Here is an 18,526-nt window from a genome sequence, read left to right on the forward strand (position 1 = left end):
TTGGAGTAGGGAGCAATTATAATGAAGTTTAAATTAATGACCTTTTTACTGGCTTGTACGGTTGTTTTTACAGGGTGCGGCTCAAATAGTGCAGATAAGAATGATCCTAAACAAGCGGTAAGCAATGGAGCAGGCGAAGCTGCCGTTTCGGACGAAGTTTGGGCTCCAATCTTGGATAGCTACCGTCAGTTTACGATTGAGCAGGCCGATACATTTATTTTGGAAACAGAGAAGTTTGTAACAGCTGTGAAAAGCGGCGATGTTGCTGCAGCTAAACAGCTGTATGCACCGACGCGCATGTACTTTGAACGTATTGAGCCGATTGCTGAAGCGCTTGGCGATCTCGATCCGAACATTGATGCACGCGAGAATGACGTTGAGGAAAAGGACTGGCGTGGATTCCACCGCATAGAACAGGCGCTGTGGGAGAAGAACTCTACCGAGGGTATGGGCGAATATGCTGATCGTTTATTGGAGGATGTAAAGCTGCTTCGCGCCTTGATGGAGACGGTTGAGGTTGAACCAAGCCTGCTTGTCACTGGAGCGGTAGAGCTGCTTAATGAAGTATCCTCTTCGAAGGTAACGGGTGAGGAAGAACGTTATTCTCATACAGATCTGTATGATTTTGCAGCTAACGTGGAAGGCGCAGACAAGATTTATCAGCTGGTTAAAGCTGAATTGAATAAAAAGGATGCTGCACTAGATGAGCAAATCGGCAAAGGTTTTGCTGATCTTGAGCAAGCGCTGTCGGCTTACAAATCAGGTGATGGCTATGTGTCCTATTTAGATTTGAAAGAGGAAGATACGAAGAAGCTTAGCCAGCTTATCGATGCGCTTGCCGAGCCGCTTTCTCAAATGGGTACGATATTGGAGGCTTAACAACATGACGGAACCTATTGATTCGAATCAAAGTGAGAGCAATCCAAAAATAGATGCAAAAAAAATCAGCCGCAGAGATTTACTGCGGCTGGCTGGCGTTGGTGGAGCAGGACTGCTGCTTGGGGCAGCAGGAGTTGGCGGATTGTTTTCCACGCAGGAGCGTAGTGCAGCTAAGCCTGCTTCGAAGCTAGTCAAAGCAGATAAGGACCAAATCGTCAGCTTTTATGGAGAGAATCAGGCTGGCATCACGACGCCGGCACAAGATTTTATCTTATTCGCTGCCTTTGATTTAACAGCAAGTACGCTGGATGAGGTGCGCAAGTTATTTCAAGCGTGGACGAGTGCTGCAGCTTCGATGACAAGTGGTGAGATGCTCGGTAAGGCCAACGACAATTTAAACCTTCCGCCATCCGATACTGGAGAAGCAGAAGGACTATTGCCTTCACGCACGACTATTACTTTCGGTGTGGGGCCGTCTTTCTTTGATGCCAGATATGGATTAGCTGGCAAGAAGCCGGCTGCGCTTGCAGATATGCCTGCTTTTGGAGGTGACGAGCTGCGTGAAGAATGGTCTGGGGGCGATGTTGGGGTTCAAGTGAATGCCAATGATATGCAGATTGCCTTCCATGCGATACGCAACTTGGCTCGAATCGCTAGAGGGAAAGCGGTACTGCGATGGACGCAGGAAGGCTTCCAGCGTACGAGCGGAGCTGATCCTGCGAGTGCTACGCCTCGCAACCTGATGGGCTTTAAGGATGGAACAGGCAACCCAGACGTTAATGATGATGGTGAAATGAACAAGGTTGTATGGGCAGCAGCAGCTGACGGCACGCCATGGATGGATAAAGGCAGCTATATGGTCGTTAGGCGCATACGGATACGCATTGAGGTGTGGGATCGTTCGACGCTTGGGGATCAAGAGACGACTTTCGGGCGGCATCGGGACAGCGGGGCCCCGCTTGGCGGAGCTCATGAGTTCGATAAGCTCGATTTGGAGAAGAAGGACGAGAAGGGTAAGCCTTTGCTTCCGATGAATTCGCATGTGCGTCTAGCCCATGGAGATGGCTCGGTAAAAATATTGCGCCGCTCCTACTCGTATTCGAGCGGAATCGATCATAAAACTGGACAATTGGATGCCGGGTTGTTGTTTATTTGTTTTAACCGGGATTCACGTAAACAGTTTATCCCGATGCAGACGAAGCTCGGGCAAAGTGATCTTATGAACGAGTATGTCGTTCATACGGGCAGTGCGATGTTTGCATGTTTTCCCGGTGTGCGTGAAGGCGGGTATATCGGAGAAACGTTATTTTAAATAAATAAGGCAATGGGCTGGGAAGAAAATAGCTCTTGATGATGAAAGGGGCGGACGTCTATGTTCGCACAACGCGGCAGATTGAAACAACGGGTTATTCGTTTCGTTTCTGTTTTTGTACTGTTGATCATAATGTTAGGCAACAGCGGAATATATACATTTGCTGAGGGTGATCAAGCCGCTGAGCTGGATCGTTTGCTTCCACTCGTTGGCGGTGCTCTTGTTGAAGCAGGCCAAGGAAAGTGGAAGGAAGCGGCGGCTCATATTGATGATGCGTCGGCTAAGTGGAAGCAGCTTAAACCTGCGGCAACGAAGGAATCGGCAGCAGTGGACTCTGCAATTGCGGGAGCTGTAAAAGCGTTAACTGCACCGGAAAACGATTCTGACGCTGCCAAAGCTACATTATCTACACTAGCGAAGGCACTCAATAAGTACGTGAAGAGCGTTCAAGATGCACCTTCTGAGCTATCAGGTCAAGATGCAGCAGTCAGCATTCTTCCTTTAGTAGAGAAGCTGCTTGTAAGCATCCAAGCTGGCGACTGGGAAAAGGCGTATGGCGAATACCGTGAGATGAATAAGAGCTGGCTTAAAATCGAGCCGGCAGTTCGAGCGGATAATTTCAACGTATACAGCGGCTTGGAAACGAAAATGAGCATGCTGCGCATCGCTGTTCAAGCTGATCCTCCACGAGCTGAGCAAGCAGAGACGGAGGCTCAAGCTCTCATTCAGCTTATTGAACAATATCGCGACGGAAAAGTAGCAGCATTGGCGAAGGAGTCTGGTTTAACGGTAGCGGATGCTGTCGATATTCTTAATCAGGCATTAAATGACGTTCAGCAGGGTCATTATCCAGAAGCGGCCGGACAGATGGAAGCTTTTATCGTGCAGTGGCCTGCTATTGAAGGCGTTGTTGCCCTGCGATCGGCTGCTATATATAGCAGTATGGAGATTGGAATGGCTGAGGCAGGCGGGTATTTGCTCTCCGATCCTCCAGCGGCAGATAAGGCAGAGAAGCTCATTGCCGAAATGCTTGGACAGCTGGAACCGATGATGCAGGACACTCGTTATACCGCATGGGATGCGGGGATGATCTTGCTTCGCGAGGGGCTTGAAGCAATCCTTGTATTATCTGCTTTACTTGCATACTTGCAGCGTACCGGCAATCAAGATAAGCGCAAGTGGGTATGGTCTGGCGTATGGGTGGGTTTATTGCTAAGCGGCATTATGGCTGTTGTGCTAACCTATGCCATTGCTCAGGTCGCAGCTGGAAGTGCGCGTGAGTCGATTGAAGGGATTGCTGGCTTGCTTTCCGTTGTTCTTATGATTACAGTTGGCAATTGGCTGCACAACAAGTCCAATGTGAACAATTGGAATCAATACATTGATAAGCAAATGGGCAGCGCGCTCGCACGAGGCAGCTTATGGTCGCTGTTTGCTGTTTCGGGACTCGCGATCTTTCGCGAAGGTGCGGAGACGACGATTTTTTATGTCGGGATGGCGCCTTCTATCGATCCGCTTCAACTGGCGCTTGGATTCGGGGTAACCTTCATCCTATTGATTGCGCTCGGATTCGCGATTATTAAATTCAGCACGAAGCTGCCAGTGCGGCCATTTTTCCTTGTCGCATCAGCTTTAATCTATTATCTTGTTGTTCGTTTTCTTGGCGAGAGCATTCATTCCTTACAGGTATCAGGGTGGGTGCCGTCACATACAGCATCAGGAATGCCGACCATTGGGGCGTTAGGTGTTTATCCGACTTGGGAAACTACACTGCCTCAGTTAGCCGTATTAGCATTTATTATTGTAAAGGTAATTTTAACGCAGCTGCGAAAAACGACTTCAACTGGAAAATCAGCAGAAGCCAAATAACGATGCAATAGCGGGTGTCCTTAGGACGCCCGCCTTTTTTTTGATTAATGCTTATTCACCGATCGCCAATAGGCGAATCGATTGCGTTTGTGGTATGATTTTTGGAAAAGGGAGGAATCGGTATGAAAGGACCGGGAATGCTGATTTCCGCATTAATATTCGCGCTTCTTATTGCAATATTTGCTGTGATCAATATCGATTCGGTACAAGTGAACTTTTTATTTACGAAGGCAACCCTACCGCTCATTCTTGTCATATTGGGATCGACATTGCTTGGAGGCTTAACTGTAGGGCTGCTGGGCATGATTCGTCAGATACGCTTGCAGCGGACAGTCAGATCTTTAGAGAAGCAGCTTGCTGAACTCTCAACCGAGGCGGAGCTCCTTGGTTTATCCAAGGCAACGATCCGCACGGAGCCGAAGGAAGAGGCGGAAGTTCCACAAAAGGAATAATTTATTTAACAGATCGTGAGGCCATTAATGTTTATTTATACGTATGCATGCCATGAGGATGAAGCAGCTTTATGTGAGCTTGAGCTACAAACCTTATTAGGCGAGAAGCCGAAACAAGGAGTTGTCAGCAGCACGTATAGGCTATCGGTTGATCGCAGTCCTTTCGTGAAACGGCGTATAGCAGTCATGCTCGAAGCTAACAGTATGGAAGAATTGATTGTTATGTTACCGTCAATTGAATTAGGCGGGAATACGTTCAAGGTTGTTTATACACAAGGCGATGAGTCCTTCACCTTCGATGAGCAAAGACAACTCGAGCGAGCTGCCGGCGCGGTCATTCACGGCAAAGCGGATATGCGCAAAGCGGAGCAATGGTTTGGCTTAATGAAGCTGAACGGACGCTGGTACTTTGGACCGATGGAGGAGAACGGCGCTATATGGCTTAAACATCAGAATAAGCCGCAAAATTATTCGACTGCACTGCCTACGAGAGCAGCACGGGCGATCGTGAATCTTGCTGCTGGGCAAGCGGCAGAACAGCTTAAGCTTATTGATCCATGTTGCGGGATGGGAACCGTTCTTATTGAAGGCATGTCGATGGGCTTAGACATCGAAGGCATGGACATCAACCCGCTTGCTGTGAGGGGCGCGCGCGTGAATCTTGCTCATTTTGGTTATCCAGACCGGGTAAGACTAGGTGATATGCGCCTTCTCGAGGATCATTACGATGTTGCAATTGTGGATATGCCTTACAATTTATGCTCTGTCTTGCCAGAACGCGAGCAGCTTGTTATGCTTGAGAGTGTAAGAAGGTGGGCGACGCGAGCGGTTATTGTCACGACTGATCCAATCATGAGGCAATTAGAGCTGGCATCTTGGAGGATCATAAAAAGCACAACCCTGAGCAAAGCCTCTTTTACCAGATATATAAGTGTAGTAGAATAAGAACTATGTAGCGCATGAAACGAGGTGAACCTATGTCTACAATCGAACAAAACGAATCCCAAGAGGAGCCTAAGAAGCTGACTCAAGCGGAGAAAGCGAAGCAATTGCTCGCTCAGAAGAAACAAGCGAAAGCTGGAGGAGCTCCGGGCCAATCGCATCTTTCTACGGGGACGCAGGCACTGAAGAGCCAGAACACGAAGAAAGTCAACAATCAGCGTAAAAAAATGGGTGTGTAGCTTTGGGCTTCAACTTTATTTTTTGAATGCAGAAATAGCAACAATGAGGAACGCCAGCTGGTAACAGCTAGGCGTTTTTCTTATATAATGATATAAGAAGCGGAGAAGCGAGCTCGAAGGTTGATGTCTAAAATGGACGGAAATAACAGCAATAGGCGAGAATGAATCAATCGACTATCCCGCATAATGAATATACAACGATGATTTAGAAAAAATATTAATACATGATAATGAATGACGTTTAAGTTAATTACGGAGGGATTCGTTATGACGGCGACCAAACCATCACGAATGAGTATCTATTTGCTTGCCGGTGTCGCAACATCCAATAGCATTTTTACGGAATGTAAAGTTAAGCTGGAACAAATGTTTCAATCCGACGGTGTCGAACCAGTCATCCACGTCATATTTCCATATGGCGATGCCAGTCGCAGCTTGGTTAGACAAGTGCTTGAGGTGAAGAGTGATTTGTCCAACCGTTTAACGGCTGGTCGGATCGGTGGGCAACATGCGCTTGAGAAAATTAAGCAGACGATGAGCAGCGAGCGTTTACTGCTAATTGGACATAGCGGAGGCGGTGCAGCTGCTTATCAAGCGGCAAAAATGCTTTATGAACAAGATAAAGTCGAGGATTTTCGAATCGTACAAGTCGGATCACCAAGAACTCCGATCGAACCAAAACTGCAGGAGAAAGTAAGTTATTTTCATTCCATTGACAGCTTAGGCAAGCTCAATGATCCGATTAGCCGAATCGGGACATGGGGTGGATGGAACATAAGCAAATACGCGATGCCAAAGTGGAATCGCATGAAGTATGCTCCTGGTTATGTTGAAGGGATACCTACTGTGGGCGGGCATGCGGATTATTTCCGCCATACGGAGGACTTTAGCGACCAAGAGGCTGTTTGCAATCTCGACAAAACAGTGGATCGCGTGCGGGGTTGGTTGAAAGGGTGGGTCTGATCCTATACACTAAGGTTAGAGTAAGCAATAGCTTGTCATTTTTTAGGGCGAGGGGCTTACGACTTAGGAGGTGAAGGACCCATGGCGAACACTCATACGTATACAAAGAAGGAAGAGATTGCGAATGCCATCACACATGGGATTGGGGCTGTACTCAGCATTGCGGCGCTTGTCGTGTTGATTGTATTCGCGGCAACGAAAGGAACAGCCTTTCATGTTGTCAGCTTTACTATATATGGATCAGCCATGTTGCTGCTATACGCGGCTTCCACGCTCGTTCACAGCTTTCCAGAGGGAAAAGCGAAGCGGGTATTTGAGTCACTGGATCATTCGTTTATTTATGTCTTTATAGCAGGTACTTATACTCCGATTCTGTTCCATATTGTGCAAGGTACGCTTGGATGGGTGTTGTTTGGCGTCGTTTGGGGAGCGGCCTTAGTCGGCGTAGCGTTCAAAGCTTTTTTTGCATCAAAATTTCTATTCACATCAACGATCATATACATCGCAATGGGATGGATAATCGTGCTGGCATGGAAGCCGCTCACAACACATCTAGCTCCAGGCGGGGTGCAGCTGCTCGTGACAGGAGGATTACTGTATACGTTCGGCACGGTATTCTATATGTGGCGCGCTTTTCCTTACCATCATGCAGTGTGGCATCTGTTTGTACTTGGCGGTTCAATCGTCCATTTCTTCGCCATATTGCTGTATGTTCTTCCGGCGAAATAACAATTTTATTTTGGACATAGAGAAGCAAATCTTACTCGCATGATGCAAGCTGTGCGGGAGATGAGATTTGCTTTTTTTGTTTGAGAGACATGAGATTTAGACCTCGATTACTGGACACCAGCCTGGCGGTTCCGCACAAATGGATAATGCAAATTCTGGGTCTTCTTGGACAAGGTCAGCGAAATAGCTCGATAAAATATGATTGCCAGAAACAGAGCCCAGGCGGAACGAACGCTTAACCTCTCCCTTTACGTGCATATAGTAGTAGGTTTGTTTGGTCTTTGGCGATTGATAAACGAGTGGAGGAAGATGGGGGACGATATCAAATTCATTTTGAAATCGCCAGTGTGTACCAACCGTTGCGTTATAGACGCTGACAAACTTGGGATCACCAACTCTGGGTGCTCCATACGTATATACAATCGGAGCAGTAAAAACGGTATTGTTCGCCAAATCGATTGCAGCAAGCGTTGCAAGTGCACCGCCAAGGCTATGGCCAGTAATAAACAGCGGTTTATCGGGAGGAAGCTGGTTTACAATTTCAATAATTTGAGTACGAGCGGACATATAGATGTCGGTAAACCCCTTATGAGTGAGACCGACATTTTTGACAGGTCGATAAGCTGTTTGCTGAGCTATAAGATCGGATACCCAATCAACAGCAGAGCCGCTGCCACGAAAAGCAAGCACGGACGCAAGTTCCGATGTTAAAACAAAGCCGAATCGCTCATCGCTGTCATCATAAGCTTTTGCTTTAAATTCACTTACTAAGCTGTATGTTCTTGGTACAAGAAACAGTCCGTCCTTGTTATTGTATTGCATGTACGTTTGACCGCAAACTGCAGCCAAGAACAAAGCAGTTCGAAGATCGAGATCCTGCGTGGTTAACGTGCTTCTCGCATTTGCTGTCATAACATCCCTCCGCTCAAACAACTCCGGTTCTACCGATGTTTGTAATATATGATCAGCGGGGCGGATGGGTACCAGCGGAAAAAAATGGACTTCTCATGGCTCCTGCAAGTATAATCGGGGAATAAAGCCATTATGAAAGGGGATTCATAAATGACTCTTCAAATAGGTATTGCAGGTACAGGATGGTTTGGCATGATGCACGCTGAGAAGTTAGCCAAGCTTGCTGGCATCAAGGTAGCTGCTTTCTTAGCTACTAGCCAGCAAAAAGCGGATGCGGCAGCACAGCGGTTTGAAGGTGCACGCGGTTATGATTCGATACATAAAATGCTCGATGACCGCAAGCTCGATGCGGTGTATATTTGTGTACCGCCATTTGCACATGGTGAGATCGAGAAGGCATTGCTTGAAAGGAGCATTCCTTTTCTTGTAGAGAAGCCACTCGGAGTGGACGAGCAGCTGCCGTCTGAGATTTTGAAAGGGATCGAGGAGAAGAAGCTGATCACATCGGCTGGCTATCACTTCCGTTACATGGCCGGAACTGACCGCGCAAGGGAGCTCCTGCGTGAACGCACGACGTTAATGGCGCTTGGTTATTGGATGGGCTCGATGCCGGGGGTAAGCTGGTGGCGCAAGTTGGAAGGATCAGGCGGTCAATTCGTTGAGCAGACGACGCATATCGTTGACTTGCTAAGGTATACGGTTGGTGAAGTAAGCGAGGTTTACGCAGCTTACGGTAATCGATATATGAGCGGAGCTGAAGAGGGTGTGACGGTTCCTGATGTAGGCACGGTTACCTTGAAGCTGGCCAGTGGTGCCGTCGCTACGATTAGCAATACATGCGCCATTCCAGCTGGCGATCGTTCGGGTCTACATATTTATACGAACAAAGGCGTGTTGGAGCTTGGACATAGCGGGTTGATTGACATGGAAGCTGGCCGCAGGACGGAGTACTCTAACCGAACCGACCCTTATGTGCTGGAAAATGAAGCTTTTCTGCATGCGGTCCGAACAGGTGATGTTTCCCGAATTCGTTCAAGTTATGCGGATGCAGTACGAACACATCAAGTAACTATTGCTGCCAATGAATCTGCTCGTACTGGATTGCCAGTGAAGCTTTAGAAAACGAGGGTAAAAAAGAAAACCGTCCACGAAGATCATTGATCTTCGCGGACGGTTTTCTTATGATAAGCTTTATTTAAATAGAAATTTACAGCTGTCTTCAATTATTGGCTTCGTTTTCTTTGGGAACGCGTCTGTGCTTGATGGGGTTCAGCAGAAGCGGAAGTATTCACTGATGCTTGCTTTGAACGGCTGCTCTTGGAACGCTTGGAGCGCTTCGTCTTGATCACAGAATCGGTAGTGACGATCTCCTTCGGACTACGTCCATTTAGTAAATCGCCGGTCCAGCCCTTCTTCCAAAGCCATAAATACATGAAAATAGTAATGACGAAAATAAACGTCAGCATCGCCGTGAAACTCCATTTATTTTCTTTGAAGGGAAGGATCTCGAAGTTGACTCCCCATATACCGCCTATAATTGTAGCAGGCAGGAACAAGACGGTGAATATCGTGAGCGTCTTCATAATATCGTTGCCGCGAAAGTTAGATATGGCGTCGTCCATCGAGATTAGGGTGTCTATTTCCAGTGCGTAATGCTTCAGAAGCGCTTCGATTCTCTCCAGCTTATGCGAGATGCGTTTAAAGCTGTCAGTCTCGGTGAGCTTATCCATGAATGCTTCTTGAGCAGCACTGTGCACTTCTCTAATTGGAATGAAGAGATGACTCCAATGGAGCAAATCATATCGTCTTTCAAAAATAGTGTCGATAAGACCGGTCCGATTCTCATTGCGCATCGTCGTTTCTAGTTCACCGAGCCTCTTCTCGAATCCGTCAAGTCCAGCGTGGAATGTTTCTAAAATAATGCTGAGCATAATAAATAACGCTTCAGGAGCTGATTCGCAGCTTTCGAACTTTGATGTATGTTCTACGGATTGCAGCCGGAGTGGGATGCGCATATCTTCATGCATCGTCAGCAGTCGATTGTCCGTCAGCCAGAAGTGAAAGGGTTGAATATCTGCTTGGTCGTCTGAAACTTGGAACATAAACGTGCCATATAGCAGCTTCTGCGAATGAGTCGCATCGCCTACCGATATATTATTTGTCCTTCTGTCAGCGCATTCATCAATCCAAAAAGCACATTCCGGAAATAGCTGCTTGAGCTCATCTCTTTGCTGTAAAACCGCTTCCTGCTCCTGTTTGGTAATGGCTTTAATGGTCTTTTGTCCTTCGCTCGAAGAAACGGTCTGCCTTTGTGCACCTTTCCTGCTTGGCAAGGGCTCATTCCTTACGGTTTGCTGCCTTGCTTGCTGCAGTACATGCCATTCCCATCCTGCGGGATAGCGAAGCATCCGATGAATCATCGCTTTGCCTCCTGCTTGTCCGATTTTCCAATATCTATTCCTCCATCATACCGCGAACTTCAATGATGCACAACCTGATCATTTGTAAAGACAATTCCTATGTTATTTCATGCCATCTTTCAGCATAATACGACTTAATCCGCCACAAAAAGGGCATACCAAGATAAGTTTGTAACATTAAGGAGGGTAAGGCAATGGCCAAAAAAATAGGTGTATTCGATACGGAGCAGCAAGTTATAACAGCTATAGAACAGTTGGAGCAAGCAGGCTTCGTTCAAGGCGAGCTCAAAGTACTGGCGAAAGATTCTGAGCATTCACGCCGCGTAGAAGCGGAAAGCGATGTCCATGTGGACGAGCTCAGAGAGCTGGAAGGCATGCCGGACCGTCAAGGTTTAGGAAGCCTTGGCATGGCGGCAGCTGCTGGATTTGCTGGAGCTGGCGTTAATGCTGTTTATGGCATGACTGGTTACGGGGCTGCGCCCTATACTGCCGGAGGTTTTCCTTTTGTAGCTGCAATGCTGCTTGGCGATGATGAGCACAGTGAAACGCTGCAGTCGCTTGGTCTTGAAAATGAAGAGGTACGACTGTGCAGCGAGGCGTTGCGAAGCGGTTCATTAATCGTTATGGTTGAAACTCTTGAAAGCAAATCGTTGTTTGATAAGGATGGCGGTCCGGATTTGTCAAGGCTTGGAGCGGCAGAAGCTGTTTTTCGCGAGTGCAATGCCTCTAGCATTATTGCAGGTAAATAGCCTCCTCTTATAATGAGGGGCTGAAATAAGAAAGTCTCATTTAGCGCGCAGAAACTATTTTTGCTGATAGGTGAGACTTCTTATTTATATCTAGTATGTATATAAGCCGTCCGACGGACGGCATCGGCATTTGATTTTTAATACGATATATCATTTATGCTGATGATTATACATTTGCTAGGGATTTGCGATCCAACTTCACGATCTCAGTTAATGGATGCTCATCACCAACAATCAGATTACGCAGCAAATGGGCTGCAAGCATGCTGTATACGGTACCGTTGCCACCGTAACCTAAGCAATAATAAACATTTTTCCAAGCAGGATCAGCACCTATAAAGGGCAAGCCATCTCGCGATTCGCCGAAGGTGGCGCACCATTCGAAGGCGATGGGCGCTTGCAGCTCAGGGAATAATGCCTTTAGCTGATTGTGCAGCTTTTCGCTGTGTTTCCTAAGTTCTTTATCGCTATGAGTCGGCTTCTCAATATGTTCATCCAAGCCGCCTACAACGACGCGCCCATCAATAGTCGTGCGCATATACAAATAGGGGCGTGCGGTTTCCCACACAAGAAAACGTCCGTGCCAGCTTTGGAGACTTGGCTGAACTTCAGTGACGAGCGCGTAGGAGCGATTCAGCTCCGCCTTGATCAGCTTGCCGCGGAGCTCCTCAGGCTCATATCCAACAGCATAAACGACATGCTCTGCTTCGATTTCATAACCATCAGCCGTACGTAATCGATGGATACCGTTTGGCAGCGTATCATGTGCCACAACATCGGATTGTTCATAAATCTCGAGTCCGGCTTCTGCGGCATCATTTGCTACACCGTTAACGAACTGATATGGATTTACCTCTGCATCGCCATGTGCAACGATTGCGCCTGGTTTCCGGAACGGAAAATGTTTAGCGATATCGTCCGGAGACCAAAATTCGACTTCAAGTCCACACGCCTTCAACGCCTCATATTCTCTTTTGAGTTTAGGCAGCTCCTGCTCCGATGAAGCATAATAAAGGCTGCTTCTTCTAATTAAACCTACATCGACAGAAAGGGAGTCAGCTGTTTTTTCGAGCATTTGAACTGCATCTCTGCAAGCTCTATAGAAGAGTTGTGCATCACGCTCCCCCACTTGGTCGATTAGATCGCAGAGCATAATGTCATTGCAAAATTGCAGCAGTCCTGTATTTGCTGACGTGCTTCCACCAGATACCTGCCCTCGTTCAAGCATAATGGTGGAAAGGCCGCTTTTAATGAATATGGAAGAACATATGGTCCCGGACATTCCGCCGCCTATGACAGCTACTTGTGTTTGTTTATTTTGCCGCAAGGGTGCATATACCTTGGGATTGTTTAATGTAACCGGCCAATATAAGTTACCGGTGTGCAGCTCCTTCATAGATCATCACTCCCTACGATAGTATTACCCGAATTTACGAATATGAAGCGATGTAATAGGAAGGAAATGCAACTATTTTCCTGCTGCTTCAGTCTCATAAATTCCGCATCGCTATGCGGTATGCTGTAGGAGATTGGCCATGAAGTCGGCGGAATTGTTTAGAGAAGTATAGAGCATCCTGTAGTCCGACCGAGGCGGCAACTTGTTCGATGGTGAGTTCTGGTCGTTCACGGAGCATGCGGCGCGCATTGTCGATACGGAGCTTAAGCAGGAAAGTGACAGGAGAGACGCCAATTCGCTGCTTGAACAAACGGGATAAGTACGCTCTATTGTAACCAAGCGATTCAGCCATTTGCTCAATGGAGACAGGATGGGCATACTGCGTTGATAAGTAATGGATGACTTGTTGAAGCAGGTGATCGCCTTCCGCTTGAGGGGTCCGAATTTCGCTGCCGTTCTGGGTGTTAAGCACGCTCTTGTACTCGGCAAGCAGCAGATGCAAATAGCCAGCGGCCCTCATATCTGATGCAATGCCGCCCCGCCGAAAGGTATCGTATATTTGCCGAAATAAAGCAACGGCTCGCCGCTTATCTGGAGTGAACACTACCTGCTGCTCTGATGAAAAGCCTGCTGTTGTAACGAGATCGGCGGATAGCGTTCCATTAAATGCGACCCACAGGTACCGCCATGGCAAGTCCCCATCAGATTCATAACTGATTAATTGTTCCGGTTCAATCAAGAAGGTATGTCCTGCACGAAGCTCATGCTTGACCTCATCACAAATAAAGAGGCCTTTTCCCTCCAGTACGATGTGCATCAAATAGAAGTCGTAAACCTTGGGCCCAAGTCGGTGGAGCGGCTTCGTCTGGCTCTCGCCAGCAAACAGCACATTAAGAGGCGATTTCTTGCCATCTACGATAATCGGATTGGAGGCTACTGTATACATATCCTGCTTCATTTTACTTTACACCTGCTTTATATTTGAATGCGAATAGGAACAATTGTAGTGTTTACACTATCATAGCATGTCCTATGTCAGTGCGAGAAGTCACATTAATCCATATAAAAAGCACTTGCCGCCATTTTGTTTTACAGCTGCTTCCCTTATACTAAGGTTGTTAACTAAACATACAAAATCGATAAAAAGGAACGTGATAGCAAATGGCAAACATTGAAGCGCTAACACAGCAGTTCATACAACAATACGGCGGAGACGCGAGCGACATCGCTGTATTTCATGCTCCAGGCCGCGTAAACCTGATCGGTGAGCATACAGACTATAACGGCGGCTATGTGTTTCCGGCTGCACTTACTTTCGGAACAACTCTTCTGATCCGCAAACGTCCTGATAATCAGCTTGGTCTTGCGACGACAAACTTCCCAGCTTCAAAAAGCTTCTCTCTCGACACGATCGTTTACGACGAGGCTGACGACTGGATGAACTATCCTAAGGGAATTGTACATGAGCTTCTGCAAGCGGGCGTGAAATTTTCCAGCGGTTACGACTTGCTGTATCACGGCGAAATTCCAAATGGTGCTGGACTTTCCTCCTCTGCATCCATTGAGGTCGTAACGGCTTTCGCGCTTCAAACGCTCGAAGGGCTGCCAATTGATAAAGTGAAGATCGCCTTGCTCTCGCAAAAGTCAGAAAATGAGTTTAATGGTGTTCAGTGCGGCATCATGGACCAATTCGCTGTAGCAAATGGCAAAAAGGATCATGCCATTCTGTTGATGTGCGATACGCTTGAGTATGATCTTATTCCGTTTGATTCTGGCAGCTATAAGCTGGTTATTGGGAATACGAACAAGCGCCGTGGTCTTGTTGATTCTGCTTATAACGAACGCCGCGCACAATGCGAGCAAGCAGTAGAGGACTTGAAAGATGCATTCCCTGAGCTTACTCTGCTAGGACAAATCAACCTTGAGCAATTTAACGCTGCAAAACATCTAATCAAGGATGAAACGGTTCGCAAGCGCGCACAACATGTCGTCGAGGAAATCGACCGTGTACTGCAATCGATCAAGGCGCTAAAAGCAAACGACCTTGTGCAATTCGGTCAATTGATGAACGGCTCACATGATTCGCTGCGCGATCTTTATGAAGTAACGGGTGCTGAGCTGGATGCGATGGTTGCAGCTGCTCGCCTTGTGCCAGGCGTGCTAGGTTCGCGTATGACAGGCGCAGGCTTCGGCGGATGTACGGTTTCACTTGTTCACGAGGACAGCGTGGAGGCGTTCCAAGCAGAGGTAGGCCGCAAATACAATGAAGCAACAGGCTTAACAGCTGACTTCTATGTGTGCACGATCGGAAACGGCGTAGAGCGCCTTGTATAAATAGCAATAACAGCGACAACCAAATGGAGAGGGGAAATGAATCATGGCAGTATTAGTAACTGGAGGGGCTGGTTACATTGGCTCTCATGCCGTAGCGGCATTACAGGAACGCGGCGAGGAAATCGTTATCGTCGACAATTTGCAGCAGGGACACCGCGAGGCTTTGCTTGGAGGCAAGCTGTATGAGGGTGATCTTCGCGATGCAGCTTTTATGGATACTGTCTTTAAGGAAAACGAAATTGATGCAGTTATCCACTTTGCAGCGAATTCACTTGTTGGTGAAAGCATGAAGGACCCAGGCAAATATTATCACAATAACGTGTTTGGCACGCTGTGCTTGCTTGAGAAAATGAATGAATATAATGTTCGTAAAATCGTGTTCTCTTCGACAGCTGCGACTTACGGCGAGCCGGAGAATGTGCCAATCGACGAGTACGATCGCACGCTTCCAACGAATGCTTATGGCGAAACCAAGCTTGCAATGGAAAAAATGATGAAATGGTTCGACGTAGCTCATAACATCAAGTTTGTATCGCTTCGTTACTTCAATGCGGCGGGTGCTCATGAGAGCGGCAAAATCGGCGAGGATCATAGCCCGGAAACACATCTGATTCCTATCGTGCTCCAAGCAGCGCTTGGTCAGCGTCCTCATATCTCCGTATTCGGAGAAGATTATGAGACGCCAGATGGTACTTGCATCCGTGACTACATTCATGTAAGCGACCTTGCCGATGCGCATGTGCTTGCAGTAGATCGTCTTCGCAGCGGTGCAGAAAGCTCAGTATATAATCTTGGCAACGGAACAGGCTTTTCTGTAAAACAAGTTATTGATATCGCGCGCACAGTAACAGGCAAAGAAATCCCAGCTGTGTTCGAAGCTCGTCGCGCGGGTGACCCTGCTGTTCTCGTAGCTTCCTCTGATCGTGCTCGCAAAGAGCTAGGCTGGAATCCGAAGCGAGACAAGCTTGAGGACATTATTAAAAGCGCTTGGAGCTGGCATGAAGTGAATCCAAATGGATACAACGACTAAGATTGACCGCCTAACGGAAAGGAGCTGCATCACGTGGTAAACAAACAACAAGTAACATCAGCAAACGATGCGCTGATTCTTATAGAACGCTTGCTGCAATTTGGATTGCAGCGCAATCTGCTGAATGATCAGCTTGATACGCATGCAGCGAGAAACGAACTGCTAGATCTCTTTCACTTTACTGAACCGTTTGAAGGTCAAGTTGCAGAGGAAAAACTTGAAAGCGCAGTGCCGCTTCTAGAGCCGTTACTTGATTATGGTTACGCAATCGGACTAATTCCAGACAATACGACAACATACCGCGATTTGCTTGATGCTCGTATTATGGGCTTCTTGCTGCCGCGTCCTTCTGAAGCCAGCGCCGCATTCCAGCGTTTGGCGAAGGAGAAGGGGCTAAAAGAGGCAACGGATGCCTTCTACAACCTGAGCATCGATTCGAATTACATTCGGATGGACCGCATTCGCAAAAATCTATATTGGCTGCACGAGACTGAATTCGGAAACCTTGAGATTACGATAAATCTCTCAAAGCCTGAGAAAGACCCGAAGGAGATCGCGCTGCTCAAAACGATGCCGCAGGCAAAGTATCCAAAGTGCTTGCTGTGCGCCCAAAATGTTGGTTACGCTGGTCGTCCTGATCATCCAGCTCGTCAAAACCTGCGTGTCTTGCCTCTCACACTGCAAGAGGAGAAATGGTATCTACAATATTCTCCATACGTATATTACAATGAGCACAGTATTATTTTCAAAGGCGTACATGAGCCAATGGTTATATCTCATTCGTCATTCGCGAGGCTGCTTGACTTCGTAGAGCTCTTTCCGCATTATTTCATCGGTTCCAACGCTGATTTGCCGATTGTTGGCGGCTCGATTCTAAGTCATGATCATTTCCAAGGTGGCCGCCATGTGTTTCCGATGGAAGCTGCTTCAACAGAGACGCTGTTTGCTGATCCTAAGCTTCCAGGCTTACGCTTTGGCATCGTGAACTGGCCGATGTCAGTCGTTCGGGTCAATGGCACGTCCAAAGCGGATGTTCATCGTGCTGCCTGCCGTATACTTGATGAATGGCGTAATTATAGCGATGCAGCTGTAGATGTGCTAGCTTTTACCGAGCAGGCTGATGGCACGAATACACCACATAACACGATTACTCCTATTGCCAGGCTGCGGGATAACAGCGAGTATGAGATCGATCTGGTGCTTCGCAACAACCGTACCAGCGACGAGCATCCGGACGGTATTTTCCATCCGCATCAGCATTTGCATCATGTGAAGAAAGAAAATATCGGCTTGATCGAAGTGATGGGACTTGCGGTACTGCCAGGACGCTTGAAGGATGAACTGGAGCTAATTGCGGCTTATTTGTCAGGTGCATCAGTTGCTGTACCAGAAGAACTTCATGCGGACTCACATCCCCTTCATAAGCATGCGGAGTGGCTGCTGTCTCTAATTGATCGCTTTGGCACATCAAATATCGCTGAACAAGCGAAAAAAATCGTTGAAGCTGAAACGGGCAGCAAGTTTTTAGAGGTGCTGAAGGATGCGGGAGTATACAAGCGCACAGCTGACGGCGCAGCAGGATTTGAACGTTTCTTAACGTTCATTGGGCTTCAAAGAACATAAATATAATAGAACCTCCATCCACGCTGGTCACTAGCGATTGAATGGAGGTTTTTTGCTATCAAGCGTAATTATGGAGCCATTGATATAATGATTTATAAACATGTATTGTGAAATTATATTAATTTGTAAAGTGACAAAATTTATGGTATTTTTTATAGAATAAACAAACCTTTTTGAATTATATTTTTATTTCTCTATAAACTATTTATCGGAGGGGTCAGGATGTCCGAAAAAATGCTGCCGTTGGACGATTTTTTGCAGCTCAGCACAGATGAACAAGTAGAAAAACTAAAGCGTTGGAAGATGGATTATACGCTTAAAGACATTCGGGAGGCTTGGAACTTCAAGCATTCTGCGCAATATTACATGCTGCTGAAGAAACTTCGTATTTATGAGAGAGTTGTTAATAAATCAGATAAGTTCTATCCCGTACAAGAGCAGCTCACAACGAGAACGAATGCTGGCGGAGAGCGCGGATGGTCTGGACAGGCAGCTTTCGCGGAGCGTAAGCTTCCGTCGGACAGCTTCGATTACCATTTAAATACGACACTGAGCGGCCCTGAGCTTGCGGATAAGCTGGAGAGAATCGCACATTTCCTAAAAGGCGAGCATAAGGCAGTATCGATTAAGCTGTCTATAGAAGCTGCGGATCTTGAAGTGGAAGAGCTGGAATAAAT

The 18,526-nt window shown here is 47.2% G+C and carries 18 protein-coding genes; 14 read left to right on the forward strand and 4 right to left on the reverse strand.

Annotated features, from left to right (window positions below; genetic code table 11):
• Positions 1-21 precede the first annotated feature (21 nt).
• The 8 genes from efeO to trhA all read left to right on the forward strand — a co-directional run bounded on the left by efeO (position 22) and on the right by trhA (position 7,385).
• Positions 22-879, forward strand: coding sequence for an iron uptake system protein EfeO (gene efeO, locus AC787_RS21375; RefSeq protein WP_054026633.1), 858 nt, complete (start codon positions 22-24; stop codon positions 877-879).
• A gap of 4 nt (positions 880-883) precedes the next feature.
• On the forward strand, positions 884-2,191 hold the full coding sequence (gene efeB / locus AC787_RS21380) for an iron uptake transporter deferrochelatase/peroxidase subunit (protein ID WP_054026634.1): 1,308 nt from the start codon (positions 884-886) through the stop codon (positions 2,189-2,191).
• Positions 2,192-2,251: 60 nt separating this feature from the next.
• A complete protein-coding gene (locus tag AC787_RS21385; RefSeq protein ID WP_054026635.1) occupies positions 2,252-4,060 on the forward strand; it encodes an FTR1 family protein in 1,809 nt (602 codons plus the stop codon).
• Between the two features lie 122 nt (positions 4,061-4,182).
• Positions 4,183-4,512, forward strand: coding sequence for a lipopolysaccharide assembly LapA domain-containing protein (locus AC787_RS21390; RefSeq protein WP_063847554.1), 330 nt, complete (start codon positions 4,183-4,185; stop codon positions 4,510-4,512).
• 27 nt (positions 4,513-4,539) lie between these two features.
• Positions 4,540-5,457: a TRM11 family SAM-dependent methyltransferase gene (locus tag AC787_RS21395; protein ID WP_054026636.1), complete on the forward strand. Its 918-nt coding sequence runs from the start codon at positions 4,540-4,542 to the stop codon at positions 5,455-5,457.
• Positions 5,458-5,489: 32 nt separating this feature from the next.
• Positions 5,490-5,693, forward strand: coding sequence for a hypothetical protein (locus tag AC787_RS21400; RefSeq protein ID WP_179089865.1), 204 nt, complete (start codon positions 5,490-5,492; stop codon positions 5,691-5,693).
• Between the two features lie 267 nt (positions 5,694-5,960).
• Positions 5,961-6,656: a lipase family protein gene (locus AC787_RS21405; protein WP_054026638.1), complete on the forward strand. Its 696-nt coding sequence runs from the start codon at positions 5,961-5,963 to the stop codon at positions 6,654-6,656.
• Between the two features lie 81 nt (positions 6,657-6,737).
• A complete protein-coding gene (gene trhA / locus AC787_RS21410) occupies positions 6,738-7,385 on the forward strand; it encodes a PAQR family membrane homeostasis protein TrhA (protein ID WP_054026639.1) in 648 nt (215 codons plus the stop codon).
• Positions 7,386-7,481: 96 nt separating this feature from the next.
• On the opposite strand, the gene AC787_RS21415 is transcribed toward trhA, so the two are convergent.
• Positions 7,482-8,297, reverse strand: a complete 816-nt coding sequence (locus AC787_RS21415; protein ID WP_054026640.1) for a lipase family protein — start codon at positions 8,295-8,297, stop codon at positions 7,482-7,484.
• Positions 8,298-8,447: 150 nt separating this feature from the next.
• Between AC787_RS21415 and AC787_RS21420 the strand changes: the two genes are divergently transcribed.
• Complete coding sequence (locus AC787_RS21420; RefSeq protein ID WP_054026641.1) at positions 8,448-9,416, forward strand: Gfo/Idh/MocA family protein; 969 nt, start codon at positions 8,448-8,450, stop codon at positions 9,414-9,416.
• A 104-nt stretch (positions 9,417-9,520) separates the two neighbouring features.
• Here the strand turns inward: AC787_RS21420 and AC787_RS21425 are convergent, their stop codons facing one another.
• The gene (locus tag AC787_RS21425) at positions 9,521-10,717 is read right to left on the reverse strand and encodes a magnesium transporter CorA family protein (protein ID WP_054026642.1); all 1,197 of its coding nucleotides are present in this window, start codon (positions 10,715-10,717) and stop codon (positions 9,521-9,523) included.
• A 194-nt stretch (positions 10,718-10,911) separates the two neighbouring features.
• Here AC787_RS21425 and AC787_RS21430 point away from each other — a divergent pair, with 194 nt between their 5' ends.
• On the forward strand, positions 10,912-11,466 hold the full coding sequence (locus AC787_RS21430; protein WP_054026643.1) for a general stress protein: 555 nt from the start codon (positions 10,912-10,914) through the stop codon (positions 11,464-11,466).
• Positions 11,467-11,632: 166 nt separating this feature from the next.
• Here the strand turns inward: AC787_RS21430 and AC787_RS21435 are convergent, their stop codons facing one another.
• The gene (locus AC787_RS21435) at positions 11,633-12,862 is read right to left on the reverse strand and encodes an NAD(P)/FAD-dependent oxidoreductase (RefSeq protein ID WP_054026644.1); all 1,230 of its coding nucleotides are present in this window, start codon (positions 12,860-12,862) and stop codon (positions 11,633-11,635) included.
• A 94-nt stretch (positions 12,863-12,956) separates the two neighbouring features.
• Positions 12,957-13,820 (reverse strand): AraC family transcriptional regulator, encoded by an 864-nt coding sequence (locus AC787_RS21440; protein ID WP_054026645.1) that lies wholly within the window; start codon positions 13,818-13,820, stop codon positions 12,957-12,959.
• A 203-nt stretch (positions 13,821-14,023) separates the two neighbouring features.
• On the opposite strand from AC787_RS21440, the gene AC787_RS21445 reads away from it, so the two are divergent.
• The 4 genes from AC787_RS21445 to AC787_RS21460 all read left to right on the forward strand — a co-directional run bounded on the left by AC787_RS21445 (position 14,024) and on the right by AC787_RS21460 (position 18,524).
• A complete protein-coding gene (locus tag AC787_RS21445) occupies positions 14,024-15,196 on the forward strand; it encodes a galactokinase (protein ID WP_054026646.1) in 1,173 nt (390 codons plus the stop codon).
• A gap of 43 nt (positions 15,197-15,239) precedes the next feature.
• Entirely contained in the window at positions 15,240-16,226 is a 987-nt protein-coding gene (gene galE / locus AC787_RS21450; protein WP_054026647.1) for a UDP-glucose 4-epimerase GalE, read from the forward strand.
• A 33-nt stretch (positions 16,227-16,259) separates the two neighbouring features.
• Entirely contained in the window at positions 16,260-17,849 is a 1,590-nt protein-coding gene (locus tag AC787_RS21455; RefSeq protein ID WP_200930724.1) for a UDP-glucose--hexose-1-phosphate uridylyltransferase, read from the forward strand.
• Positions 17,850-18,071: 222 nt separating this feature from the next.
• Entirely contained in the window at positions 18,072-18,524 is a 453-nt protein-coding gene (locus AC787_RS21460) for a hypothetical protein (RefSeq protein ID WP_054026649.1), read from the forward strand.
• Positions 18,525-18,526: the final 2 nt, after the last annotated feature.

This window comes from Bacillus sp. FJAT-28004 (assembly GCF_001280845.1).
Classification (GTDB): Bacteria; Bacillota; Bacilli; order Paenibacillales; family Paenibacillaceae; genus Pristimantibacillus.